Below are 22,656 nucleotides of genomic sequence, written 5' to 3'. Positions count from 1 at the left end.
TTTATAACCAACAGACTGGCCGGACACTCAACAGCAGGAGTTCACTCCATGTCGCGCGTCACTCTACACACCGTGCAAAGCGCTCCCGAAGCCGCCAGACCGTTTCTGGAAAATGCGCAGAAAAACTCCGGATTCATTCCGAACCTGCTGGCCGTGCTGGCCAATGCCCCGGCCGCGCTGGAAACCTACGTTACGGTATCGGCGCTCAATGGCAAGTCCGAACTCAGCCTCGCCGAGCGCGAAGTGGTGCAACTGATTGCGGCCACCAACCATGGTTGCGATTTCTGTGTCGCAGGTCATACCGCCGTGGCGCTGAATAAGGCCAAACTGCCGCCGGAAGTGGTCAGTGCGCTGCGTGAGAAAGCCACTGTGCCCGTGGAAAAACTGGAAACCCTGGCCGCGTTTGCCCGCGAAGTGATTGCCACCCGGGGCAAGGTCAGCGATCAGACCTTCAACCAGTTCAAGGCCGCCGGCTACACCGAAGGCAATGCGCTGGAAGTGATCCTCGGCATCAGCCTGGCGACCCTGTGCAACTTCGCCAACGTGTTCGCCGACACGCCGCTCAACCCCGAACTGGCACCGTATCGCGCGTAATCGGCCAGCGCTTCAGACCGCATCGTCTATGGTTGATGCGGCTGCGTACAAGGAGAGAAACGACATGCTCAATCCGGCATTTATGCAATGGCTGGAACACAACGCCCAGGCCCTGGATGCGGGCGACGGCGATCCGCAGCAGGTGCTGACGCAACTGGCGCAGGCCGGGGTGCTACGGGTCGGCATCAGCCCGGCGCTGGGCGGCAGCGGTGGTCACGTCAGCGATGCGGTGGAAGTGCTGGCGAATGTCGCCAGCCATTCGCTGGCGGCAGCGTTTGTGTTCTGGGGCCAACGGGCCTTTATCGAATACCTGCTGCACAGCCCCAACGCTGAGCTGAGAGAAAAACTGCTGCCGGCGCTGCTCAGCGGAGAACTGGCCGGCGCCACCGGTTTGTCCAACGCTATGAAATACCTGTCGGGCATCGAGGCACTGCAAGTGCGTGCCGCCAATGCTGCTGATGGCTGGACCTTGAACGGGCGCCTGCACTGGGTGACCAATCTGCGCCAAAGCGGTTTTGTGGTAGCGGCGGCGATCGAGCACGAGGAGGGCGGTGCGCCGTTCGTGCTGGCGATCGCCGATGACGCTGCCGGCGTAAAACGTTCCGCCGATCTGCAACTGATGGGGCTGCAATCGAGCAACACCGCTGCGATCGATTTCGCTCAAGTGGCGGTCGGACGCAAATGGCTGCTGCATGAAGATGCGCGCAAGTTTCTGCCTGCGGTGCGCCCGGCGTTTCTCGGCTTGCAGTGCGGCATGGCGATCGGTCTGGCGCGACGGGCGCTGGCCGAGGTCGAAGGGCATTTGCAGGACGGCCGTTCGATCCTGCTGGAGCCGTTGCAGGAACAACGCGAGCAATTGGCGCAGAGCGTCGATGCGCTCAAGCAGGGCCTGCATGACGGGCGCTTCCTGACCCAGCCGGGCGCGTTGTTCCAGATCCGCATCGCGCTGGCCGAATCCGCCGCCAATGCGGTGCAACTGGAATTGCAATCGAGCGGCGGCAAGGCCTATCTGACCGAGCACGGCAGTGGTTTCGCCCGGCGCTGGCGTGAGTCGGCGTTCGTGCCGATTGTCACCCCGAGCCTGGTGCAATTGCGCGCCGAATTGCAGCGGCAGAAACGGGAAGCGACGGCATGACCGCGCCGGTGCTGGAGGCGCAGGGCATCAGCCTCGGCTACCCGCGGGAGCAGGGCTGGCACACCGTGCTGGAACACTTCGACCTGCAATTGCAGCCCGGCGAAGTGGTGACGATTCTTGGCCCCAGCGGTGTCGGCAAATCCAGTCTGCTGCGCGTGCTGGCGGGTCTGCAGGCACCGCAACAGGGTCGGGTGAGCCTGCTTGGCGAGCCACTGACCGGTGCGCATCCACGGGTGGCGGTGGCGTTTCAGGACCCGAGCCTGTTGCCGTGGCTGACCCTGGAAAAGAATGTCGCCTTCGGTCTCGACTTCGCCCGCCAGCCGCACCTCACAGCCGAGCAGCGCAAGGCGCGGATCGACCACGCCATCGTTGCGGTCGGCCTCGAACATGCGCGTCAGCAGCACCCGGCGCAGCTGTCCGGTGGCATGGCGCAGCGCACCGCGTTGGCGCGGTGTCTGGCGCGGCAGCCGCAGGTGCTGTTGCTCGATGAACCGTTCGGTGCGCTGGATGAAATCACCCGCGCCGACATGCAGCAGTTGCTTCTGCAACTGATTGCCGAGCACCACACCGCAGCGGTGTTGATTACCCACGACATCGACGAAGCCCTGCTGCTTTCCGAGCGGATTCTGCTACTGGGTAACAGCCCGGCGCACATCCTCGGCGAGTGGCGCATCGACCTGCCTCAGCCGCGTGCCGAGCTGGTTGAGGAACTGGGCGCGCTGCGCATCGACATCCTCAAAACCCTTCGGCGGGCAAGCCGCAATCCCCTCACTCAACCTGTGCCCGCTACGTCGGAGATTGACCATGTGCCTGGACGACTTCACTCACACACGTCGTGACTTCCTCAAACTCAGCGCGCTGCTGACTGTCGGCGGTGCGTTGCCGCTGCTCAACAGCCTCAGCGCGCGCGCCGCTGCCGAGCCGAACGCGCCAGTGCGCATCGGTTATCTGCCGATCACCGACGCCACGCCGCTGCTGGTCGCGCACAACAATGGCCTGTTCGAAGCCGAAGGGATTCAGGCCGAACGCCCGGTGCTGCTGCGCAGTTGGGCACAGGTGATCGAGGCGTTCATTTCCGGGCAGGTCAACGTGATTCACCTGCTGTCGCCGATGACCGTGTGGGCGCGTTATGGCAGCAAGGTGCCGGCAAAAGTTGTGGCGTGGAATCACGTCGGCGGCTCGGGCCTGACCGTGGCGCCGGGCATCACCGAGGTCAAGCAACTGGGCGGGCAATCAGTGGCAATTCCGTTCTGGTATTCGATTCATAACGTGGTGGTGCAGCAGCTGTTTCGCGATCACGGTCTGGTGCCGGTGAGCAAATCGGCGAGCGCCGCGCTGGCGCCGAACGAGGTCAATCTGCTGGTGCTGCCGCCGTCGGACATGCCGCCGGCCCTGGCGAGCAAACGCATTGCCGGCTACATCGTCGCCGAGCCGTTCAACGCCCTGGCCGAGGAACTCAAGGTCGGCCGAGTACAGCGCTTTACCGGCGACGTCTGGCGCAATCACGCCTGCTGCGTGGTGTTCATGCACGAGCAGGATCTGAACAACCGCCCCGAGTGGTCGCAGAAAGTGGTCAACGCCATCGTCAAGGCGCAGGTCTGGACCCGCGACAACCGCGCCGAGGCGGCGAAACTGCTGTCCAAGGACGGCGAAAATCGCTACACGCCGCACGCGCAACCGGTGCTCGACCGGGTGCTGTCGCCGGCCACCAGCGACCGCGAGCAGTATCTGGCCAGCGGCGCGATCCAGCACAGCCATTGGGACGAGCAGCGCATCGATTTTCAGCCGTACCCGTTCCCCAGTTACACCGAAGAACTGGTCAAACGTCTGAAGGACACGCTGATCGAGGGCGACAAGGGTTTCCTTGCCAACCTCGATCCGCAGCAAACCGCCCGGGATCTGGTAGACGATCGCTTCGTGCGTAATGCCATTGCTACAGTCGGCGGGATGAAGGCATTCGGATTACCGGAAAGCTTTGATCGCAGCGAGGAGTTCAGCCTCTGATGCGTCAGCGATCTTCTTCGACCGTTCATGGTTTGTTGGGTGTGGCGGGGCTGTTGTGCCTGTTGCTGCTGTGGTGGCTGGGCGTACACGTGTTCGGCGGCAACGACAGCCTGGCGCTGCGCTTTTCACCCGAGGCGACCCTGGCGAGCCTCGGCGAACTGTTGCTGCGCCCGGAGCTGTACGAGCATGTGCTGGTCAGCCTGAAGCGGATTCTGGTCGGTCTGCTGCTGGCGCTGTTGATCGGCGTGCCGCTGGGCTTGATGATCGGCAGTCACCGGCATCTGGAAGCGGCGACCACGCCGGCATTTCAGTTTCTGCGGATGATTTCGCCGCTGTCGTGGATGCCGGTGGTGGTGATGCTGCTGGGCGTTGGCGATCAGCCGATCTACTTCCTGCTGACCTTCGCCGCCGTGTGGCCGATCCTGCTCAACACCGTGGCCGGCGTGCGCCAGCTCGACCCGCGCTGGCTGCAACTCAGCCGCAGCCTCAGCGCCACCCGCTGGGAAACCCTGCGCAAGGTGATCCTGCCCGGCGTGCTCGGCCATGTGCTGACCGGGGTGCGGCTGTCGATCGGCATTTTGTGGATCGTGCTGGTGCCGTGCGAGATGCTAGGCGTCAGCGCCGGGTTGGGCTACTTCATTCTCGATACGCGAGATCGTCTGGCGTATTCGGAACTGATGGCGATGGTGCTGCTGATCGGTGTGCTGGGCTTTGCCCTGGATGCGTTGGCGCGCTGGCTGCATCGGCGCTGGGCGCCGGCCTGAGCCTCTTCCCGCCACCATCACGTTGACTGACCCACCGCCATCGCTGGCAAGCCAGCTCCCACAATGATCTCGGCCAGTCGCCAACTCCGCGCCCACCGCAGAACCCTGTAGGAGTGAGCCTGCTCGCGAAGGGGGCGTGTCAGTCACCCCCGCTGTGACTGAACCACCGCCATCGCGAGCAGGCTCACTCCTACAATGCTTTAGGCCAGCCGGCACATTTGCGTTAACCGCAAACCCCTGTGGGAGCTGGCTTGCCAGCGATGGGGCCGTGTCAGCCGCCATCACTTCAGACTGACCCACCGCCGTCGCTGGCAAGTCACCTTCCACAGGGGGGGGGCTGCTACGGCGTGGCGGCGGGTTTCGCCAGCGCAATCCCCGCATCTCCCAGCCGCTTGAGTATCTCGAACAGCAGATCACTCTTGGTTCCGCCCACGATCCTTGGGCTGCCGACGTAGCCCGTCACGGTGAGGGTGATGCCATCGGGCGAGAGTTTGCTGAAGCGCACGTACGACGCCGGTTTGTCGAGGATGTTTTCGTTTTCACGGTAGGTGTTCAGCAGCAGTTCCTTGACCTGTTCGGGGTCGATGTCCAGCGGGAACATCAGCTCCAGGCTCGCCACCCCTTGGGCGCTGCCGCCGAGGGTGACGTTGCGCAGGTTCTGCGAGATCAGTTGCGAGTTGGGCACGATCACGATGGAGCGGTCGCTGAGCTGGATTTCCGTGGCGCGGACGTTGATCCGGCGGATGTCGCCCTCGACACCGCTGATGCTGATCAGGTCGCCTACCTTCACCGGGCGCTCGGTGAGCAGGATCAGCCCGGAGACGAAGTTCTTGACGATCTCTTGCAAGCCGAAACCGATCCCCACCGACAGCGCACTGACGATCCACGCCAGATTGGTCCAGCGCACGCCCAGCGACGACAAGGTCAGGAGGATGACCGTGGCATAACCGATGTTGGAAAACAGCGTGCTCAACGACGCGCACATGCCCGGGTCCATGTCGGTCTTGGGCAGGAATTCATTGTCGAGCCAACGGCGCAAAGCGCGGATCAGGTAGATGCCGATCAGCAACGCCAGCACGGCATTGATCAGATGCGCGGGAACGATGTTCAGCTTGCGCAACCCGGCGCCACCGAGAATGCCCATGACATTGGTGGTCAGTTGCCCGAACGTGGTGCCGATGCCGCCGACGAACAGTGTAATCACTGCCAGCAGCAACAGCCCGGCGCGGCTGGCACCGGACAGCACGATCGAAATCTGCTCCAGCCGCCGGTCGCCCATGCCCAGGGTCTGCTTGATGGTCTTGCCGGCCGAGTAGCGCGGCGAGAACAGGTATTCGCAGGCATCCTTGACCACCTGGACCAGCAAATAGAACCCGGCCAGCACGATATAGGCCCACACCAACTCATAGGTGATGAAGCGGGCCAGCGACACGTAGCCGGTAAGCAGCGCCAGCGCCGACACGCACATGCACACCGTGGCGATGCTGTAGATCGCCCCGGCAAACGTGCTGCCGGCCTCCGGGTCATTGGCCGTGAGCAACGCCTTGCGCACTTTGCCGACGCGCAACAGCAGCGGCACCAGAATCACGATCACCACAATGGCAATCACCCCGCGCTGGGCGATCACAATCTGGCTGCTCATGCCGGTGGCGTTGCTGACTTGCACCAGGGTCACCAGCACCAGCAGGGTGGCGGCGAGAATCCGTGGGTAGGGCTGGAGCGCCAGTGCCACCGAGTCGGCCATCGCCGGCAGCCGCCACGATGGATGCTGGGTCGACAGCAGCGCGCGGCTCAGCGCGGTGATCAGGACGCAGGCGTAAACGGCTTTTTCGAACTCCTCGGAAAAAGTCTGCAGCATGGGCGTCAGTGGTTCGTGGCGGGTGCAGGCATAGAACAACAGATGCAGAGCGATGGCGGTGGTGCCCAGGGTCGCCAGCGCCGAGGCGAATGCCAGCGCGCTGCGGCGCAGTCGTCCCTCCGGCATGCGGTGGATGCACAACCAGGTCAGCCCGCGTTCGGCGAGTCGGCGGCCGACCGTCCAGAAAACCAGCGCCAGCAGCACCAGCACGCAGGTGAAAAAGCGCTGTCCGGGCGCCCAGACCGTGGCCCAGGTGAGGTCCACCTGATCGATGAAAAACTTCAGGCGCTGACGATCATCCGGCTCCGGCACCACCAATGGCGCCCAGAAGGCCGGACTCAGGATGCTGTCGGTGCGCAGCGTCAGTTCGCTTTCGAGCAGCGTGCGGCGGATACCGGCGATTTGAGTGATCAGCTCGGCAGCGCTTTGTTTGAGCGCGGCAAGGCTCTTGAGCGTGGCATCGACCTTGTTTTTCTGCTCGTTGAGCTGCGCCCGTTGCGCGGCGATTTCCGCCTGTTCGGCGGCAATCTGCGTATCCGGTGCCGCGCCGAGCACGCCCAGTTGCACCGCCAGTTGCGCCTGCTGCGGCAACAGCGAAGCCGACAACCGATCGACATCCAGAATGAACGTCTGTACCCGGTCTTGCGGGCCTTCGAGCTGGTTGTAATTGTTCGCCGCGGAAATCTGCTGCTTCAGCCCGTCGAGGCGCAGTTGCAAGGCTTGCAGATCACTTTGCGAGACCTCCACCAGCGGCGCCGCAGTGGCCGCTGTGGGCGTCGACAAATCCGCCGCCGACAACGCCGAACTGCCCGGAGCGAGCAGGAGCAGCGCGACAAAAAACAATGACTTCAATGTGTTGCGCATGAGAGGGGCCGGTTCTCGTTGATCACACAATCTATGAGGTTAGGTGATCGAACCGGGCACGGTGGAAAATTTCGGGGAGAGCAGGGCGGGGGCGCAACGTGGCTTGCGTGTTTCGCTGTGGTTGTCCTCATAATGCCGCCTATTTCTTATCCCCCACCCAAGTTCGACAGCCATGCCTGAAGCGTTCGAAGTCCCCAGCCCCCACGAGCAACATATCGAGCACACCACCCATCATGCCCATGCACAAGGCGATCGCTTTGCCAGCAAGATTGCGGTCATGACGGCGATCATGGCGACCGTCGGCGCCCTGATGAGTTATCAGGCCGGTTCGACGGAAAGTGAGGCGGCGATGGACAAAAACAACGCCGCTATCCAGAAGACCGAAGCCGCCAATGAATGGAACTACTACCAGGCCAAGTCCAGTCGGCAGAATCTGTCGGATCTGGCCAGCCATCTGCCGGGGCTGGATTCCGCCCACTATGCTGCCGAGGCGCGACGCTACGGGGAGCAGAAAGAGCAGGCGCGCAACAAGGCCGAAGTGCTTGAGCAACAGGCGCGAGATTGGGAGGACAAGTCTGAACAGGTGCTGCATCAGCATCACCGCTGGGCCCAGGCCATGACCGCGATTCAAATCGCCATTTCACTGGCGGCCATCACCTTGCTGACGCGCAAGGAATGGCTGCGGCGCGTCTCGTTTGGTGCCGCCGGAGTGGGCGTCATGTTGGGTTCGCTGGCCTGGCTGCATATTTGAGCGAGCTCGACTTCGGCGCGGAGCAGCGGTTATCGCGGGGTTAATCACTCCAGGTTCCATGTCTCATTAAAAGACCACCTGGCCGGAAATACAGTGCTGAACGGCACCGCCTACCCAGACGCTACCGTCAACGCTTTCGATGTGCAGTCGGCCGCGGCGGCCCATGGCGGTGCCCTGGCTGACGGTGTAGCGCTCGCTGAGAATGCCCACGCCGATCAACCACTGACCCAGGCTCGCATTGAGGCTGCCGGTGACGGCGTCCTCGGCGCATTCCTCGCCGATGAAGGCTCTTACTTCCACGTCCGTTTCAGCTTCAGACCCCGACCACGGCGCAATAACGCCGACATTCAGCCCCTGCAGCGCCGCGTAATCAGGTTTGATCGCCAACACTTCTTCGCGACTTGCCAGCAACACGCCCGCCCAACCGGGGCCGTTGTCTACCCATTGGCTCGCGCGGATCTGCCCGGCGGCGAGGCCGAGCCCTTGTTCGATCAGGTTTAGCGTCGTTGCCTCCAGTGGCCCGCTGCGCACCAGCGGTGGCGCGGAGAAAGCCAGTTGCGAGCCTTGTTTGCGCACCCGAATCAAGCCCCCTGAGCATTCCTGAGTAATCTCGACCTGCTCAGGGTTGTCGTTCCGGGCCAACCACACCTTGCAGCTGCCCAGGGTCGGGTGGCCAGCGAAGGGCAGCTCGCGCAACGGTGTAAAGATGCGTACGCGGTAATGCGCTCCCGGCGCTTCGGGCTTCAGCAGAAAAGTGGTCTCACTGAGTTGCGTCCAGCGGGCAAACGCCTGCATCTGTTCGGTTGTCAGCCCATCGGCATCTACCACCACTGCCAATGCATTGCCTTCATAGGGGTGATCGGCGAATACGTCGACTTGTTCGAACTGCAGAGAGCGTGGCATTGAATGTCCTTATAGGTTGAATCAGGGAAGGTCTTGTAAGCGGATAGATCAGAATCACGGCTGCTGGTTGTCAGCAGCCCGGTTTCAGGTCGCTGTCCACGACATTTCGATATGCGTGTCTGTTGCGCCAGTTCGGCGAAAACCCAGTCGCGCATAGAGCTTCTGCGCCAAGGTGTTCGTGCGAAACGCGCCTAATTGCAACGGCACTTGACGTGCAGCAGCTTCCAGTTGAAGTTTCTTCAGAATTCGCGAGCCAATACCCTTGCTCTGGTACTCCTGCGAAATAGCGATGTTCTGAATATGGATTCGATCTTCCTTGTCCAGTATCTGCACATAGCCAACAATCCGGCCGTCTTGTTCAATGACCGAAGTGGCTGCGTATGCGAATTCCGCTGCGAAATTTGCCCGTTGCCAAGTCTCATCCCAGCCCCATATTTTCTCGATGTGTTCGCGCAAGACTGCTCGGTGCAAGTCGAAGAGGGCTGTCAGGTCGCTATCGCTGGCGGGGCGTACGGTCATGTTGGTCTCTGATTTGTGCTTTTGCCTTGGTGAGGTTAGCGGCTGCAACAATAAACGGCCATTCGCATCGATAGGGTCCGCAGCATCTGATTGCCCCAAGTTCACTCAAAGCGCCACCCGCTCCAAAAACTTCCTGACCTCCAGCGAATACGCCGTCGGATGCGAGAATCTGAACCTATGCCCGGTTCTCGGCATGACGACTTCCTGCGCTGCCTTTATGCCCTTCAGCAGGATCCCCGCCGCCTCTTTGCCGATCAGCCTGTCTTCCTCGGGCGTGAGGATCAGCGTCGGCACGCCGATCTTTGGCAACAGGGCGGTGTAGTCGACGGTCTCGATCGAGCGCACCCGTTTGACGTAGGCCTTGTGTGGGGTTTGCTTGATGAAGAAGGCGCGGCTCCTGGCAGTTGACCAGGAAATTTCACCTTCCTTGTCGAACGAGGAAGCCAGTTGCGCGGCGTGGAAGCGCAAGGTTGTCTGTCGATAAAACGGCCCAGATCAGCGACGTCGTCCGGTAACCGCAACGTGTGCAGGGCGCGATGCTGCAAGTGGGTGAGTTGGTCGAGCTGCCACGGCGCCCCTTGCCTTTCTGCCCAAAGCGCCTCAAGCACCACCAGAAGATTGAGGTCGAAACGCGTCAGATCCCGCGGCTTCATGAGGTATTGCCTTTTGATCATTCGATGAGCGCAACTGTCATACAGCCGTTGACTGAATGCTACAGCCCGATCCGTATTCCCGGCAGGAATGTGGCGTATGAAATCATTCGATTTTTCTTGTCTCGTTTCCCGGCGTAGCGTGCTTCAACGACAAGGAGAATCACTGTGACCTCATCCTCGACCGACCCTGCAGCAAAATTCGACACATCGCGCGCCAGCGAATACGCCAGACAGAGCCGTATCGCACTGGCCGGTTACGACGCCTGTCACGATCTGGCGGCATGCATGTTGGCGGCCACGCTCGGCCCGGCACGTACGGCAAACGTGCTGGTGGTGGGCGCGGGTGGTACGGCGCAGGAAATCATCGCAATGGCCGCGCTGGAGCCGGACTGGCGTTTCACCGCTGTCGATCCTTCGGCACCCATGCTGGACGCCGCGACGCAGCAATTGCAGGCCCATGGATTGCTGCACAGAACGCAGCTGCATCTCGGGCATGTCGATGACTTGCCGGCCGACCAATCCTTCGATGCGGCAACATTGATCGGTGTGCTTCATCACCTCAATGGTGATGAACCCAAACAACACATCCTGCGCTCGGTTCAGGCGCGGCTGAAACCGGGCGCACCGCTGATTGTGGCGGGCAATCATTACGCCTACGCCAGCCAACCGTTATTGCTGCAGGCGTGGGGGCAGAGATGGCGGCAGCAGGGCGCGAGTGCTGATGAGGTGGCCGCCAAGCTCGGGAAAATCCTGCAGGGCGCGGATCCGCCGCATTCCGAAGCAGCGGTTCAGGCGTTGTTGCATGAGGCGGGATTTGGTCAGGCGACGCGCTTCTTCAGCAGTCTGTTCTGGGGCGCGTGGCTGGCGTGCCGACTGCCTGTCTCAGCCGACTGAGTGTGATCGAAACCTGAAGTGCCGAATCAGCTCTCGCGGGTCTCAACCGGTTCGGCCGCCGCTTCGGCAGCCATTTTCGCGCGGTCGGCCTTGCTGATGTACTTGGGCTTTTTCGGTGCGAGTTTGGCGCTGGCCTTCTTGGCCTTTTCCTTGAACAACTGCTGCAGTTTCTTTTGGCGGTTCATGTTTCTACTCAATTTGAAAAGTACAGGGATGAGGATGACAGCCTGAGCACTAAGCCCGAGGCTCGAGATAAGGCTTCACGGCGTCCTCAAGAATCTCCACCAGCTCGGGATCCATGAAGCGATAGTCATCTGGAATATCCAGCGTGTGGATCGGCTTGTGCTCAAGTAATCGGGCGTATTCGGCTTGCAGGCGATTGAGGTGCTTGCGCTCCATGACAAAGATGACATCGGCCCAGCGGATATCCGCCGGGCCGATGGGTTTGCGTGCGTTGGGGCTGGTGCCTGCCGAGCGGGCTTCGAACCCGGGCCGACGGCGCCAGATCGCTTCCGCCGTCGGACTGCGCCATTGGTTGCGGCTGCAAACGAACAGGAGATTGGTCACACTTGATCCAGCAATTGGCGGGTGGTGCGGATGGGATAGCTCATGCCCAGTTGGCGCGCCCTGGCCAGTTTGTCGGCACGGGTATACATCAGCTTCCAGTTCTTTTGCGGTTTGAACTTCAGCGGATCAGCCGCTTTGCCGGTGCCGCGTTTACGGGCCTGATGACGTCTCCAGGCGCGGGTTCTGTCCATGCTTCATTTCCTCGTGAGTACCGGGTTCAGCAGCCGCGGTAATACGAGTTGTGGGTATGGTAAGCGTGAATCGACGCAGTGGCTAGGTGGTTGAGCCGTTGAAGCCTTGCCTCTGCAGCCACTGGTCACACCAACGCAGTAAGGCGCTTGTCCGGATTTGAAATACCCACCATTGCCCGCTAGAGTCGCGCCCCTTGTCCGGCCTGTAGCGCCGGCGATGGCTGGGGAAGAGGGCGGCAGTTGAACGAACACACATTGTCCATGCGTCTGGAGCGGGTGGCGACACATGTACCGGCCGGCGCGCGGCTGGCGGATATCGGCTCGGATCACGGCTATCTGCCGGTGGCCCTGATGCGCCGTGGCGCCATCGTTGCGGCGGTGGCCGGCGAGGTGGCGCTGACGCCGTTCCATGCCGCGGTACGCACGGTGCGCGACAACGATCTGCAGCAGCACATCAGCGTGCGTCTGGCCAGTGGTCTGACGGCGATCGAGCCGGACGACGGGATTACCGCGATCAGCCTCTGCGGCATGGGCGGCGAGACGATTCGCGACATCCTCGACAGCGGCAAGGCGCGCCTGCACGGTCACGAACGGCTGATCCTGCAACCCAACGGCGGCGAACAACCCCTGCGCCAATGGCTGATGGACAACGGCTACCGCATCCTCGATGAGGAAGTGTTGCAGGAAAACCGTTTCTTCTACGAAATCATCGTCGCCGAGCGCGGCGAACCGGTGCGCTACAGCGCCGAACAGTTGTACTTCGGCCCGTTGCAGATGCAGACGCGCAGCCCGGCATTCATCGCCAAATGGCAGCGCTTGTTTAGGCAGAAACAGAAAACCCTGAGCAGCTTCAAACAGGCGCGCCAGGCTGTGCCCGAGGAGAAGCTGGAAGAAGTTGCGCGGCAGGTTCAGTGGATTACTGAGTTGTTGGCTTGATCTGCCGTGTTGGCTCTTGCACTCCTTCAGGTTTAAAGTCAGCTTCAAGGTTAACGTGCTTGCGGAGTTGGACATGAGAATCGGTGAACTGGCGAAAATCAGCGGGCTGGCGCCGTCGCGCATCCGCTTCTACGAGGCGAGCGGGTTGATCACTTCGGTCGCGCGCAAAGCCAATGGCTATCGCGATTACGCCCCCGACACACAGTGGGTATTGCATATCATCACCGGCGCGCAGGCGGCGGGTTTCTCCCTGGAGGAAATCCGTCAGTTGATGCCGATGAATGCCAGCGGCTGGCAGCATGACCAGTTGCTCAGTGGCTTGAAGCAAAAGGTCGAAGAAATCGAAGTCCTGCAGCAACGGCTGGCGCAGAACAAGGAGCAACTGCTGCTGGTCATCAAGGGGATCGAGGGTAAGCCTGCGGGGATGGCGTGTGCGGACAATGCGCAGAGGCTGATCCAACGGCTGTGCGAAGAAGGCGGGGCGCCTCCTTCAGACAAGCGGGCAGCCGGTGCGGCCGGGAAAAGAACCACCCGTCAGACTGCCGGAGCCTGACGGGCGTTAGTCGGGCTGGGCATTTCAGGTGTCCCCGCCAACGCATGGTTGGCCATTGAGCTGAGCAGCAATCCTGTTAATACGGTGCTTGCGAGTTTCAATCGGTCTTTCTCCGGGTAGGAACTACTTGAAGGTTCAGCGAGCTACTTGGTCGCCAGCGAGCACCGCCATCACGGCTTCAGCTACGGCCTTGGGTGATTGAGGGTTCTGGCCGGTCACCAGTCTTCCATCGGTAATGGCAAACGAAGTGAACGGCAGCCAGCCCTTGCGGTAGTGCGCGCCCTGGCTCACCAAGCGATCCTCAAGAAAGAACGGCACCTGATTTTTCATGCCCGAGAGCAGCTCTTCGCGGTCAGAGAAACCGGTGATGTTTCGGCTCTTGATGATCAATTGGCCTTGGCTGTCTTTCAGGTCCAGCAGACCCGCCACGCCATGGCACACGGCCGATACGATGCCGCCCTGGTTGTAGATGGTTTCGGCGACACGACGCAGGTCAGGGTTGTCGGGAAAGTCCCACATCACGCCATGGCCCCCGGTGAAGTAGATGACGCCGAAGCGTGACGGATCGACCTCGGCGATCGGCAGCGTGTTGGCCAGGCGAGCGCGGAAGGCCGGGGACTGCAAATGCTCCCGCGCAGCCTTGTCCATGTACAACCAGCCCAGACTGCGTTCGTCCAGAGGCACCGCACCACCCTTGGGGCTGGCAAACACGGTGGTGTAGCCGGCGGCTTCCACCACATCGGTGAAGTGGGTCAGCTCGGTCAGCCACAACCCGGTAGTATCGGTTCGAGAGGGATAGCTGGCGTGATTGGTCATGATCACCAGGATCTGGCGATCCTTGATAGCCGCCGACTCAGCATTTGCAAACGTCATGAAAGCACCACCTATCAATAGCAGGGCAGAGGAAACAAGGGGCTTGAGCATCATCCGGGCTCCATCGAGCAAGCAGGTCAGCGCATGCTCACCTTAAACCTCACTTTAAGGTCAACCCCGCTGCTGCGAATAATTTGTGCCAATGCCATCGGACTATTGCTTGACCCCCAACCCGCCTTTAACGCTAGCGTCTGAAGTTGATTGGGCAGGGCAATAACGCTGCTTGGCAATTTCCTCAGGAACAACGCATCAGTCAGCGAAATCAACATTGAATGACCTTGAAAAAAGTCATTGACCTTAAAGTTGACTTCAAACTTATGGTGGCGTCATCTCCAGTTGAGGACTGCCCCATGAATGTGTTCGACGCCCTGACCTTACCCAACGGTTCGACCATCAAGAACCGCATCGCCAAAGCCGCCATGGAAGAAAACATGGCGGACGCCGACCAGGCGCCCTCCGCAGAGCTGATGCGTCTGTATCAGGCATGGGCCGACGGTGGTGCCGGGCTGATCATCACCGGCAACGTGATGGTCGACGGCCGCGCGATGACCGGGCCGGGCGGGGTGGTGTTGCAGGATGATCAACAACTCGACAAGTTCAAGCGCTGGGCGCGGATTGGCCGCTCTACCGGTGCGCAGTTCTGGTTACAGATCAATCATCCGGGGCGCCAGATGCAGTCCAGCCTCGGGCAGAAAACCTGGGCGCCGTCAGCGGTGCCGCTGGAGCTGGGCAAACTGTCCAAGCGTTTCGCCACGCCCCACGCCATGACCGCCAGTGTGATTGAGGACGTCATTCAGCGCTTTGCGAATACCGCACGCCTGGGTGAACAGGCCGGCTTCACTGGGGTGGAAATCCACGCCGCCCACGGCTATCTGTTGAGTCAGTTTCTCTCGCCACTGACCAATCAAAGGACGGACGAGTGGGGCGGCTCTCTGGAGAAGCGCGCGCGGTTGTTGGTGGAGATCGTCAAGGCAGTCAGGTCAGTGGTTTCCGCGCAGTTTGCGGTGGCGGTGAAACTCAATTCCGCCGATTTCCAGCGCGGAGGGTTCACCGCCGACGATGCGAAAAAGGTGGTCGAACTGCTCAACGAATTGGGGGTGGATCTGGTGGAACTGTCCGGCGGCAGTTACGAAGTTCCGGCCATGCAGGGTGAGGCGCGCGATGGTCGAACCCTGGCTCGCGAGGCCTATTTCGTCGAATTTGCCCGGGACCTTCAGACCGTTGCCAAAATGCCGGTGATGGTCACCGGCGGCATCCGCCGTCGTCCGGTGGCCGAAAGCGTCGTGCACAGTGGTGTGGACATGGTCGGCATCGGTACTGCGTTGGCCATCGATCCGTACCTGCCGCGTGACTGGCTGCAGGGCAAGGACAACGCCCCGCAATTGCCGCCGATCACCTGGAAAAACAAGGCCATCGCCGCCCTGGCGAACATGGCGGTGGTGAAGTTTCAGCTGGGTAAACTCAGTCAGGCGAAAAAGCCTGATCCGGGTGTGTCACCGTTACGCGCGCTGATTTTGCAGCAGATCGCCATGGCGTTTCGCACTCGGCAATATCGGCGCTGGGTGGAAAAACGTGCGGCGTGAGTCGCAAGGCATTTCAATCGTGACGTTGGCGGGCGCTCTGAGAAGAGCCCGCCAAGTCAACCGATGGCAAACTGTGGGCGCAGTTTTTTTATTCGGGCCAAGGTCATACGGTCGCAGATCGCTAGAATGCGGTTTTGAAACTTCAGCATGGATGCGCAAGCGCTCGTCCAAAGGAGATATCCGTGATAACAGGGCAGTGTCTTTGCGCCGCAGTACGCTTTTCCCTCGCAGTGGAACCGCGCTTTTTCTATCGCTGCCACTGCTCTCTGTGCCGTAAGCAAACCGGTGTCGGGTTCAACCTCGCCACTCTGGTCAACGCTCGGGACTTTCGCTGGGATGCAGGGCAGGACTCGATCAGCAGTTGGGTCAAACCCAGCGGTTACAGGAATGATTTCTGCGCACAATGCGGCTCGACTGTGCCCAACCCGCTTCGCGGATCACCTTACGTGTGGATTCCGCTCGGCCTGCTCGATGAGGAACTGAACGTGGAATGTGTTGGCGATTTCTGTGTGGACGATGCCATGTCATGGGATACACAGCGTTCGACGCAGAGTCATCACGGTGCAGTGGAGTCATTGGCGTTTCTTTTGCAAGAACTCCGGGTCAACCCTGATTGACCCGAAGCTCTCGCTGCAATTACTTCCTTAAATACGCAAACATGTGCTGCACATAATCCGCCTTGCCCAGCGGCACACCATTGTGGCGCAGGATGTTGCAGGCAGCACACTTTGCGCAGGAGTCTCCCCACGGCATTTGCCGTAGGCTCAATGATTGGCAGCGTCGCTCAACTGTTGAAGCTCAAGTTGCCTGGCAGCACTCGCTTCGAGGGCCGCACGCTCTACATCCAGATACCGATGAATGCTTTGGAGGTTGGCGATTTTCTGTTTGATTTCGGCCATCTTCTTTTCAATCAGCTTCGCGCCGTCAGCACAATCGATCAGCTTGTTGCGCTGCGCATCCAGAATCTCGCCTATTTCTCCCAGGGAAAATCCCATGCTTTGCGCGCGCTGGATAAAGTCCAGGTCCTGCAGGGTTTGCTCGGTATAGACGCGATAGTTGTTGGTTTGCCGCAGCGGTGAGATCAGGCCGATTTGCTCGTAGTAACGCAACGTATGACGGCTGGCGCCGCTGCGAGCCTCGAGTTCGCCGATTTTCATGAAAACACCGCTTGACTGTAGAGTGGGGTCGATACTTTACGCTTGATTTCTCACCTTCAACAAGGAGTAGGGAAATGAGCGTGGAGTGCTTTGTCACGGGGGGAACCGGCTTCGTCGGTCAACATTTGGTGGCGAACCTGAGTGCAAAAGGTCACACCCTTCGGGTGTTGATGCGTCGCCCGGAGCGGTTGGCTGCGTTGCGTGAGCAAGTTGATCATTTGGGCGGGTGCGCAACCCGGGTATTTGCCGTGGCTGGCGATCTGGAACAGGACAATCTCGGGCTGAGTCTGGCTGATCAGGAAGTGCTGAGGCGCGCCAGTGTCATATTCCATCTGGGCGCCCACTTCGCATGGGGGCTTTCGGTGGAGCATTCTCGTGCGGTGAATGTGGAGGGAGCAAAGCGCGTGGCGCTGTTGGCGGCTGAGCAAAAAAGCCGTTTAGTGATGATCGGCGGCTACATGCTGAACAATCATGAACATCTGCAACGCATCGGCATTGATCCTCGTCAGCCGGAGTTGACGAACTGGCCCGCCGTCTACCGGCGTGTCGGTGGCTACGAGGGGAGCAAGCTGGAGGCGCATTTTGCGACCCTGGAGGTGATGTCCGCCAAGCGCGGAGAGATCACCGTTGTCCACCCTGCGACGGTCTGTGGTCACAGCCGCACCGGGCATATCCTCGACGGTCAGCCGCTGGTGGCGCTGATACGCAACCTGGTGCAGGGCAAGATGACTGCAGTGCCCGGTACCGCCGAGCATTGGCTGCCACTGGTCACCGTGGATTATCTGGTCGAACTGGTGGCCGTTTGTGCTTTTGATCCTGCGATGGTGGGCCAGGAACTGCTGGCGCTTGATGATCAAACGCCAAACTTGCGAGAACTCCTGATACAGGTGGCAAAACCTTTGGGCCTGAAGTCTCCCAAGCATCACATTTCACTCCGATTGCTGAAGTTACTACTGAGTATTCCTCCGGTCGCGTGGTTTTTGAATACAAAACCCGAAGCCCTGGACTTTATCCAGACCACTCGTTTCAACACAGCGGCGGTCGAGCAATTTGCCAACAGGCATGGAATAGCCAAACCGGATATACGTGAGGCTTTGCAGCACACGGCAACGTTCGTCAACGCGTATTGCATAGCCAAGGGCCAGGCACTCTGACTTCTCCCTGGGTGGCGACAACTTTTGTTCTTTGGCACGACCGCGCGCTCTGACCGATAGCTGGCGGACACCCAGTCGGCTTTCGGCCCAAGGTGTGTAAAACATACCTTGAGGTGCATCACATCCAGCTAGCAAGCTGGGCCAAACACCGGAACGCTCTGACGAACATAATAATTGTCGAATTCACTGGTTTCGATCAATTGGAAGCCATGGCGGATATAAAAGCGGTTCGAAGCGCTTTCTTTGAGAGCGCCAACTTTAATAGGGAGCGCAGCCGCATCCGCCGCTTTGAAAATCTGAGTGAGAACAACAGAGCCTATACCTGATCCTTGCGCGCTCGGTCTCACGTACAAGTGGTCGAGCAAGAGTTCATTGGGCTGATGCTTGACCACTACAAAACCAACCTTTTCTCCAGACACCTCGATGTAGTGTGTGTTGCGAGCTTCAAAACCGTTAACAAATCGCTCACGCGCACGCACCGGATCAAATCGCCCAACACGCTCCAGACTTTCGCGCATGGCCTCGATTCGAATGGCTACAAGATTGTCCAAGTCGCTTTGTTGAGCCAGGACCAAAATGACTGGGGAATTTTGCTTGGATGTGACGGGCATATTTGCGCTCTATTTACCATCCTGGACGGCCAGTATAGGGAGCCTGATCTTTGGGGCCCAGTTCCCGTTTCCAAAAAAGCCGTTCTTTGCTGTGGCAACCAAACAAACTCACAGGAGCCAACGAGACGGATGCCGTGAATGGGCTTGACTGCCGCGCAGCCTCGGATGCGCGGCAGGGGATTGTTTCGATACTCACGGAACTATCGCGAGACCAACGTCGTTTTTACAATGCAAACGTAGTCCCGCGAGTATTCACAAACAACGAGTAGATCGAGTGACTGCTCGCCATGAACAGTCGATTGCCTTCGCGCCCCCCGAAGCACAAGTTCGGGCAGCGCTCTGGCAGTGAAATGTGCCCGATGGCCTTGCCCTGCGAATTGAAAATACGCACGCCGTCGAGTTTTTCCAGGTCGGCCTTGGGATCACCATTGCCGCCCCAGCCGCACCACAGGTTGCCGGCTTCGTCGCATTTGATGCCGTCAATCGCGGCATAGTCCAAGCCTTCGATGTGCTTGCGGCGTTCGCCCAGGGTGCCGTCGTCCTTCACCGCAATCGCCCAGATCAGACGATTGGGCTTGGCGCGACCTTCGACGATATACAGGGTCTTTTCATCGGGAGAAAAGCACAGGCCGTTGGGGCCGTTGAGGTCGTCGATTACCCGCGTGACTTTTTGGCTCTCACCGTCGATGCGGTACACGGCGTGGGGTTGGGTCGGGGTGATTTTGTGGCCTTCGTAGTTGTTGCCGGTCTGGAATGGCGGGTCGGTGAACCAGATCGAGCCATCACTTTTGCAGACGATGTCGTTGGGCGAGTTGAAGGGCTTGCCGTCGAAACTGTCGGCCAGCACGGTGGTCGTGCCATTGTATTCGGTGCGCGTGATGCGGCGGCCTTCGAGAGTGGTGGTGGAGCCTTCGCAAACGATCAGGCGCCCTTGGCGATCCCGGCACATGCCGTTAGAAAAGTTTGAGTGTTCGCGGTACACGGTGAAGGTGTCGGAGATTTCGTCCCAGCGCATGATGCGATTATTAGGGATGTCGCTGACCAACAAATAGCGGCCATCACCGACCCACACTGGTCCTTCGGCCCAGCGCATGCCGGTGGCGAGTTTTTCAACACTGGCGTTGAAAACACGTAGCTCAAGGAAGCTGTCGTCGAGGATGTGAATCAGTGGATCAGGGTAGCGCTGACTCAACGGTTCGGCGGCATTGGAGAGTCGGGGCAGTGCGGCGCTGCCGACGGTGGCGAGCGTGGCGGAAACAGCGAGAGACTTTTTCAGGAAACTGCGGCGGGTATTGCCTTTTGCCTGGTCAAGGCTTTCAGGCTTGGCGGACAGGGATGAGTCCATGTAGCGATCTCCGTGGTGTTATTTTTTTTAGGAGACGTATTAATACCCTGTGATAAGACATCGTACAAGTTGATGTGCCACTGCCAGCGCTGCATGTTATCCCGATGGCTGGAATCGATCTGGCCGACACGGCGCTAACTCTTACGGACGCTGTCTTGCCTGGCCCGGTGATATCAGGGAAGCTGCGCCGAACCCGTTTACGGGCAGTTGTTGAATCGTTCAGGGAAGCGTTGATGGCACTCAGGGTGTTGGTGGTTGGCGGGTATGGAAACTTTGGCAGTATCGTTTGTCGGCATCTGATCGACATGCCGGGCATCGAACTGGCGATCTCGGGGCGCGATCCGCAGAAGTTGGTGCGCAAGGTCGCTGAATTGGGGGCGACCTGCGAAAGCTGGTGTGGTGATGCGATGGGCGCCGGGTTCGTCGCTGCTCTGCGCGCGATGAATATTCAACTGGTGATCCACACGGGCGGCCCGTTTCAGGGGCAATCCTATGCGGTGGCCGAAAGCTGCATCGAGGCGGGCGCCAACTATTGCGATCTGGCGGACTGCCGGACGTTCGTCAATGGCATCGGCACACTCGATGCACGGGCGAGAGAGGGCGGTGTCGCCATCCTCAGCGGTTGCAGTTCGGTGCCGACGCTGTCTTCGGCGATCATCGATGAGCAGCGCCATCACTTCAAACGCATCGACTCGATCGAGCACGGCATTTCATCGTCGGCGAAAATGCCGGGGTTGTCGACGATCGAGGGCGTGCTGGCGTATGCGGGCAAGCCGATCCGCCAGTTGCGCAATGGTCAAGTGCATGAGGTGATGGGCTGGGAAGACCTGACTCTGCGCAAGCTGCAGAACCTGGGCACTCGTGCGCTGGCCAATGTTGATGTACCGGACATGGACATCTTTGCCAGCCGGTTTGGTGCTCACACTTTGAGTTTCAAGGCTGGCGCCGGCCTCAAGCTCGGTGGCGTGGCCAATTATCTGTTTGCGCTGGCGATGAGGAAAGGGTTGGTGCATGACCACGGGGTGTGGGCCGCCCGGTTGCATCGCTGGGGGACATGGTTCGAACGTTTCGGTGACGGCAAAAGTGCGATGTATATAGACGTGCAGGGTGTCGGTTTGAACGACCAGCCGCTGTCGATGACGTCGCAACTGACTGCGCTGAATGACAAGGGGCCGGAGATCCCTAGTTGTGCTGCCGTCGCTCTGGCCGCGAAGATCGCTCGAGGTTACCTGCCCGAACCGGGTGGCCGTCCTTGTGTGGGTGAGATCAGCGTCGACGAATACATGGCTGCGATCAACGATCCGCAGAATCTTGACCTGTCGGTGCATTTCTCTGACGGGCTGCGTTGAGCATGCTTTATCTGAGCGTGAAGTACGTGCATGTCATTGCTGCGATTTTCCTCTTCGGCTTCGGCATGGGTTCCTATCTGTACCTGATCGCCGCCAGTCGCACGGCCAATCCACAATTGATCGCACATGTGGCGAGAATGGTCGTGCGCCATGACGCCTGGATCACTACGCCGGCGGGATTCATCCAGATCGCGACGGGTTATTGGCTGACAAGGCTTTCCGGGTTGCCCTTGACCACGGACTGGGTGCTGATGTCGCTGATCCTCTTCTTTATAGTGGGTTCGCTTTGGTTGCCGGTGCTGTTGCTGCAGAAACGTTTGCAGGGGATGGCGGCGGATGCGATGCAATGTGGGGCAGGGCTTGATGCTGATTACCGGGCTGTTTATCGGCAGTGGTTCTGGATGGGCGTTTGCGGGTTTCTCGGGATGTTCGTGATCGTGCTGATGATGGTGACGAAGATGACGCCGGGGCAGTGGCTGCAGTTGATGTTGTAGCTGAGCATTCACACCGGCGACTTGAGAAAGCGTCGTTCGTGATCGGGGTTGGGTAACAGGCAGTTGTCGTACTTGCCGAAGATCCGATAGCGATTCAGTGCCACGCGGTCGTAGGCCCAATCTCTAAGTGCTCGTGGGAAAACTCGCAGAAGCCTGACCGGCGACCAACGAGCGGGCAGTTGTGCAATGACTTCGAAGAACGCATCCGAGCGCACCCAGTAATGCTGGTCGCGGATCACCGCCATAGTGTCGAACTGATCCACCGGCAGACCGGCCCATGCCAGCAATGCCTGACCTTCTGGTGATTGCACTGCGGTCAGGCACACCCGCTGCTTGTTGTCGTGGCGCATCAGAAAACGGGCCCAGCCGTTGCATAGCTTGCAGACACCGTCGAACAGCACCACGGTCTCGCCTGGATTGAGCAGGGGCGCCGGGGTAGGGCGTATTCGGGAATCTGGCATGGGGGAGATCCAGAACGTTGGGTTGCCATTGTGAGGCATCATCGGAAATTGTTTCAGGTGATGGACAGTATGCTGCGCATCCGCTGACATTGCGTCTATATATAAGCAGGCTTTTTCCGGTGCATTGATAGAAAGCTGAAATTAACGGTTGACGGCGAATTTTAGAAGTCTATAATTCGCCCCACTTCCGGCGCAGTCGAAACGGAAAAATCATTGAGATTCAATGAGTTATACGGTTTTCGACAGCGGCCTGCTTCAGTTCATCGAAGTCTGGAAGGAGTTGAAAGAGCGGTGATGTTTGGCTCTTTTGACGGTTCGATCGTCTCGGTCGAAAGCGGAGAAAAAGAGGTGTTGACAGCAGCGTGTAACGCTGTAGAATTCGCCTCCCGCTAACGAGAGATCGGAAGCGCAAGTGGTTGAAGTTGTTGAAGAAATCTTCGAAA

Annotated in this window: 26 protein-coding genes and 1 pseudogene; 14 read left to right on the top strand and 13 right to left on the bottom strand. The window is 59.8% G+C overall.

Going from position 1 to position 22,656, the window contains the following annotated elements:
• The first annotated feature begins 48 nt into the window (after nucleotides 1-48).
• The 5 genes from BW33_RS14730 (at nucleotide 49) to BW33_RS14710 (ending at nucleotide 4,497) form a co-directional block, all read left to right on the top strand.
• Entirely contained in the window at nucleotides 49-594 is a 546-nt protein-coding gene (locus BW33_RS14730) for a carboxymuconolactone decarboxylase family protein (protein ID WP_047599763.1), read from the top strand.
• 64 nt (nucleotides 595-658) lie between these two features.
• Entirely contained in the window at nucleotides 659-1,729 is a 1,071-nt protein-coding gene (locus BW33_RS14725; protein ID WP_047599762.1) for an acyl-CoA dehydrogenase family protein, read from the top strand.
• On the top strand, nucleotides 1,726-2,568 hold the full coding sequence (locus tag BW33_RS14720) for an ABC transporter ATP-binding protein (RefSeq protein WP_047599761.1): 843 nt from the start codon (nucleotides 1,726-1,728) through the stop codon (nucleotides 2,566-2,568). Before BW33_RS14725 ends, BW33_RS14720 begins: the two co-directional genes overlap by 4 nt.
• Nucleotides 2,534-3,733 (top strand): ABC transporter substrate-binding protein, encoded by a 1,200-nt coding sequence (locus BW33_RS14715; RefSeq protein ID WP_047599760.1) that lies wholly within the window; start codon nucleotides 2,534-2,536, stop codon nucleotides 3,731-3,733. The genes BW33_RS14720 and BW33_RS14715 overlap by 35 nt, the downstream gene beginning before the upstream one ends.
• Nucleotides 3,733-4,497: an ABC transporter permease gene (locus BW33_RS14710; RefSeq protein ID WP_047599759.1), complete on the top strand. Its 765-nt coding sequence runs from the start codon at nucleotides 3,733-3,735 to the stop codon at nucleotides 4,495-4,497. The genes BW33_RS14715 and BW33_RS14710 overlap by 1 nt, the downstream gene beginning before the upstream one ends.
• A gap of 340 nt (nucleotides 4,498-4,837) precedes the next feature.
• Here BW33_RS14710 and BW33_RS14705 read toward each other — a convergent pair whose 3' ends face one another.
• The gene (locus BW33_RS14705) at nucleotides 4,838-7,219 is read right to left on the bottom strand and encodes a DUF3772 domain-containing protein (protein WP_047599758.1); all 2,382 of its coding nucleotides are present in this window, start codon (nucleotides 7,217-7,219) and stop codon (nucleotides 4,838-4,840) included.
• Between the two features lie 172 nt (nucleotides 7,220-7,391).
• Here BW33_RS14705 and BW33_RS14700 point away from each other — a divergent pair, with 172 nt between their 5' ends.
• Entirely contained in the window at nucleotides 7,392-7,970 is a 579-nt protein-coding gene (locus BW33_RS14700; RefSeq protein ID WP_047599757.1) for a DUF4337 domain-containing protein, read from the top strand.
• Between the two features lie 66 nt (nucleotides 7,971-8,036).
• Here the strand turns inward: BW33_RS14700 and BW33_RS14695 are convergent, their stop codons facing one another.
• From BW33_RS14695 to BW33_RS29880, 3 genes are all read right to left on the bottom strand, one after another.
• Entirely contained in the window at nucleotides 8,037-8,873 is an 837-nt protein-coding gene (locus BW33_RS14695; RefSeq protein WP_047599756.1) for a PhzF family phenazine biosynthesis protein, read from the bottom strand.
• Between the two features lie 84 nt (nucleotides 8,874-8,957).
• Nucleotides 8,958-9,392 (bottom strand): GNAT family N-acetyltransferase, encoded by a 435-nt coding sequence (locus BW33_RS14690; protein WP_047599825.1) that lies wholly within the window; start codon nucleotides 9,390-9,392, stop codon nucleotides 8,958-8,960.
• Nucleotides 9,393-9,497: 105 nt separating this feature from the next.
• A complete protein-coding gene (locus BW33_RS29880) occupies nucleotides 9,498-9,860 on the bottom strand; it encodes an alpha/beta fold hydrolase (protein WP_052032723.1) in 363 nt (120 codons plus the stop codon).
• 350 nt (nucleotides 9,861-10,210) lie between these two features.
• Between BW33_RS29880 and BW33_RS14680 the strand changes: the two genes are divergently transcribed.
• Nucleotides 10,211-10,939, top strand: coding sequence for a class I SAM-dependent methyltransferase (locus BW33_RS14680; protein WP_047599755.1), 729 nt, complete (start codon nucleotides 10,211-10,213; stop codon nucleotides 10,937-10,939).
• 26 nt (nucleotides 10,940-10,965) lie between these two features.
• On the opposite strand, the gene BW33_RS28540 is transcribed toward BW33_RS14680, so the two are convergent.
• From BW33_RS28540 to BW33_RS14670, 3 genes are read right to left on the bottom strand one after another with little or no spacing between them, the layout of a single operon-like run.
• Nucleotides 10,966-11,124: a DUF2986 domain-containing protein gene (locus tag BW33_RS28540; RefSeq protein WP_081794223.1), complete on the bottom strand. Its 159-nt coding sequence runs from the start codon at nucleotides 11,122-11,124 to the stop codon at nucleotides 10,966-10,968.
• 49 nt (nucleotides 11,125-11,173) lie between these two features.
• Nucleotides 11,174-11,506: a low molecular weight protein tyrosine phosphatase family protein gene (locus tag BW33_RS14675; RefSeq protein WP_047599754.1), complete on the bottom strand. Its 333-nt coding sequence runs from the start codon at nucleotides 11,504-11,506 to the stop codon at nucleotides 11,174-11,176.
• Nucleotides 11,503-11,697: a hypothetical protein gene (locus tag BW33_RS14670; RefSeq protein WP_047599753.1), complete on the bottom strand. Its 195-nt coding sequence runs from the start codon at nucleotides 11,695-11,697 to the stop codon at nucleotides 11,503-11,505. The genes BW33_RS14675 and BW33_RS14670 overlap by 4 nt, the downstream gene beginning before the upstream one ends.
• Before the next feature lie 240 nt (nucleotides 11,698-11,937).
• On the opposite strand from BW33_RS14670, the gene BW33_RS14665 reads away from it, so the two are divergent.
• Both BW33_RS14665 and BW33_RS14660 read left to right on the top strand, forming a co-directional pair.
• Nucleotides 11,938-12,633, top strand: a complete 696-nt coding sequence (locus tag BW33_RS14665) for a tRNA (adenine(22)-N(1))-methyltransferase (protein WP_047599752.1) — start codon at nucleotides 11,938-11,940, stop codon at nucleotides 12,631-12,633.
• Nucleotides 12,634-12,706: 73 nt separating this feature from the next.
• Nucleotides 12,707-13,186, top strand: a complete 480-nt coding sequence (locus tag BW33_RS14660) for a MerR family transcriptional regulator (RefSeq protein WP_047599751.1) — start codon at nucleotides 12,707-12,709, stop codon at nucleotides 13,184-13,186.
• Nucleotides 13,187-13,321: 135 nt separating this feature from the next.
• On the opposite strand, the gene BW33_RS14655 is transcribed toward BW33_RS14660, so the two are convergent.
• Nucleotides 13,322-14,113 carry a type 1 glutamine amidotransferase domain-containing protein gene (locus BW33_RS14655; RefSeq protein ID WP_047599750.1) on the bottom strand — a complete coding sequence of 264 codons (792 nt, stop codon included), beginning with the start codon at nucleotides 14,111-14,113 and terminating at the stop codon, nucleotides 13,322-13,324.
• A gap of 296 nt (nucleotides 14,114-14,409) precedes the next feature.
• Between BW33_RS14655 and BW33_RS14645 the strand changes: the two genes are divergently transcribed.
• Both BW33_RS14645 and BW33_RS28535 read left to right on the top strand, forming a co-directional pair.
• The gene (locus BW33_RS14645) at nucleotides 14,410-15,642 is read left to right on the top strand and encodes an NADH:flavin oxidoreductase/NADH oxidase family protein (protein WP_047599748.1); all 1,233 of its coding nucleotides are present in this window, start codon (nucleotides 14,410-14,412) and stop codon (nucleotides 15,640-15,642) included.
• A gap of 182 nt (nucleotides 15,643-15,824) precedes the next feature.
• Nucleotides 15,825-16,259: a GFA family protein gene (locus tag BW33_RS28535; RefSeq protein ID WP_081794222.1), complete on the top strand. Its 435-nt coding sequence runs from the start codon at nucleotides 15,825-15,827 to the stop codon at nucleotides 16,257-16,259.
• A 19-nt stretch (nucleotides 16,260-16,278) separates the two neighbouring features.
• Here the strand turns inward: BW33_RS28535 and BW33_RS30220 are convergent.
• A pseudogene (locus tag BW33_RS30220) lies at nucleotides 16,279-16,362 on the bottom strand (DUF1993 family protein); the annotation flags it as partial.
• Between the two features lie 44 nt (nucleotides 16,363-16,406).
• Nucleotides 16,407-16,799, bottom strand: coding sequence for a MerR family transcriptional regulator (locus BW33_RS14640; protein ID WP_027614191.1), 393 nt, complete (start codon nucleotides 16,797-16,799; stop codon nucleotides 16,407-16,409).
• Nucleotides 16,800-16,873: 74 nt separating this feature from the next.
• Between BW33_RS14640 and BW33_RS14635 the strand changes: the two genes are divergently transcribed.
• On the top strand, nucleotides 16,874-17,953 hold the full coding sequence (locus BW33_RS14635; RefSeq protein ID WP_047599747.1) for an SDR family oxidoreductase: 1,080 nt from the start codon (nucleotides 16,874-16,876) through the stop codon (nucleotides 17,951-17,953).
• A gap of 128 nt (nucleotides 17,954-18,081) precedes the next feature.
• On the opposite strand, the gene BW33_RS14630 is transcribed toward BW33_RS14635, so the two are convergent.
• Complete coding sequence (locus BW33_RS14630) at nucleotides 18,082-18,564, bottom strand: GNAT family N-acetyltransferase (RefSeq protein ID WP_047599746.1); 483 nt, start codon at nucleotides 18,562-18,564, stop codon at nucleotides 18,082-18,084.
• A gap of 223 nt (nucleotides 18,565-18,787) precedes the next feature.
• Nucleotides 18,788-19,909: an SMP-30/gluconolactonase/LRE family protein gene (locus BW33_RS14625; protein WP_047599745.1), complete on the bottom strand. Its 1,122-nt coding sequence runs from the start codon at nucleotides 19,907-19,909 to the stop codon at nucleotides 18,788-18,790.
• A gap of 233 nt (nucleotides 19,910-20,142) precedes the next feature.
• On the opposite strand from BW33_RS14625, the gene BW33_RS14620 reads away from it, so the two are divergent.
• Both BW33_RS14620 and BW33_RS14615 read left to right on the top strand, forming a co-directional pair.
• Nucleotides 20,143-21,258, top strand: a complete 1,116-nt coding sequence (locus BW33_RS14620) for a saccharopine dehydrogenase family protein (RefSeq protein WP_047599744.1) — start codon at nucleotides 20,143-20,145, stop codon at nucleotides 21,256-21,258.
• A 2-nt stretch (nucleotides 21,259-21,260) separates the two neighbouring features.
• Entirely contained in the window at nucleotides 21,261-21,752 is a 492-nt protein-coding gene (locus BW33_RS14615; RefSeq protein WP_047599743.1) for a DUF2269 family protein, read from the top strand.
• Between the two features lie 8 nt (nucleotides 21,753-21,760).
• Here the strand turns inward: BW33_RS14615 and BW33_RS14610 are convergent, their stop codons facing one another.
• Nucleotides 21,761-22,213: a thiol-disulfide oxidoreductase DCC family protein gene (locus tag BW33_RS14610; protein ID WP_047599742.1), complete on the bottom strand. Its 453-nt coding sequence runs from the start codon at nucleotides 22,211-22,213 to the stop codon at nucleotides 21,761-21,763.
• Nucleotides 22,214-22,656 lie beyond the last annotated feature (443 nt).

This window comes from Pseudomonas sp. RIT288 (genome assembly GCF_000631985.1).
Classification (GTDB): domain Bacteria; phylum Pseudomonadota; class Gammaproteobacteria; order Pseudomonadales; family Pseudomonadaceae; genus Aquipseudomonas.
This window is presented reverse-complemented; position numbering and strand designations above follow the sequence as displayed.

What these genes read in the sequence shown, in the direction of transcription:
- BW33_RS14615 (WP_047599743.1), top strand. Translation starts at nt 21,261, where the DNA reads ATGCTTTATCTGAGCGTGAAGTACGTGCATGTCATTGCTGCGATTTTC.
- BW33_RS14705 (WP_047599758.1), bottom strand. Translation starts at nt 7,219, where the DNA reads ATGCGCAACACATTGAAGTCATTGTTTTTTGTCGCGCTGCTCCTGCTC.
- BW33_RS14725 (WP_047599762.1), top strand. Translation starts at nt 659, where the DNA reads ATGCTCAATCCGGCATTTATGCAATGGCTGGAACACAACGCCCAGGCC.
- BW33_RS14630 (WP_047599746.1), bottom strand. Translation starts at nt 18,564, where the DNA reads ATGCCCGTCACATCCAAGCAAAATTCCCCAGTCATTTTGGTCCTGGCT.
- BW33_RS14730 (WP_047599763.1), top strand. Translation starts at nt 49, where the DNA reads ATGTCGCGCGTCACTCTACACACCGTGCAAAGCGCTCCCGAAGCCGCC.
- BW33_RS14695 (WP_047599756.1), bottom strand. Translation starts at nt 8,873, where the DNA reads ATGCCACGCTCTCTGCAGTTCGAACAAGTCGACGTATTCGCCGATCAC.
- BW33_RS14625 (WP_047599745.1), bottom strand. Translation starts at nt 19,909, where the DNA reads ATGGACTCATCCCTGTCCGCCAAGCCTGAAAGCCTTGACCAGGCAAAA.
- BW33_RS14670 (WP_047599753.1), bottom strand. Translation starts at nt 11,697, where the DNA reads ATGGACAGAACCCGCGCCTGGAGACGTCATCAGGCCCGTAAACGCGGC.
- BW33_RS14710 (WP_047599759.1), top strand. Translation starts at nt 3,733, where the DNA reads ATGCGTCAGCGATCTTCTTCGACCGTTCATGGTTTGTTGGGTGTGGCG.
- BW33_RS14690 (WP_047599825.1), bottom strand. Translation starts at nt 9,392, where the DNA reads ATGACCGTACGCCCCGCCAGCGATAGCGACCTGACAGCCCTCTTCGAC.
- BW33_RS14715 (WP_047599760.1), top strand. Translation starts at nt 2,534, where the DNA reads ATGTGCCTGGACGACTTCACTCACACACGTCGTGACTTCCTCAAACTC.
- BW33_RS14645 (WP_047599748.1), top strand. Translation starts at nt 14,410, where the DNA reads ATGAATGTGTTCGACGCCCTGACCTTACCCAACGGTTCGACCATCAAG.
- BW33_RS14640 (WP_027614191.1), bottom strand. Translation starts at nt 16,799, where the DNA reads ATGAAAATCGGCGAACTCGAGGCTCGCAGCGGCGCCAGCCGTCATACG.
- BW33_RS14635 (WP_047599747.1), top strand. Translation starts at nt 16,874, where the DNA reads ATGAGCGTGGAGTGCTTTGTCACGGGGGGAACCGGCTTCGTCGGTCAA.
- BW33_RS14610 (WP_047599742.1), bottom strand. Translation starts at nt 22,213, where the DNA reads ATGCCAGATTCCCGAATACGCCCTACCCCGGCGCCCCTGCTCAATCCA.
- BW33_RS14655 (WP_047599750.1), bottom strand. Translation starts at nt 14,113, where the DNA reads ATGATGCTCAAGCCCCTTGTTTCCTCTGCCCTGCTATTGATAGGTGGT.
- BW33_RS28540 (WP_081794223.1), bottom strand. Translation starts at nt 11,124, where the DNA reads ATGAACCGCCAAAAGAAACTGCAGCAGTTGTTCAAGGAAAAGGCCAAG.
- BW33_RS14620 (WP_047599744.1), top strand. Translation starts at nt 20,143, where the DNA reads ATGGCACTCAGGGTGTTGGTGGTTGGCGGGTATGGAAACTTTGGCAGT.
- BW33_RS14700 (WP_047599757.1), top strand. Translation starts at nt 7,392, where the DNA reads ATGCCTGAAGCGTTCGAAGTCCCCAGCCCCCACGAGCAACATATCGAG.
- BW33_RS14660 (WP_047599751.1), top strand. Translation starts at nt 12,707, where the DNA reads ATGAGAATCGGTGAACTGGCGAAAATCAGCGGGCTGGCGCCGTCGCGC.
- BW33_RS14720 (WP_047599761.1), top strand. Translation starts at nt 1,726, where the DNA reads ATGACCGCGCCGGTGCTGGAGGCGCAGGGCATCAGCCTCGGCTACCCG.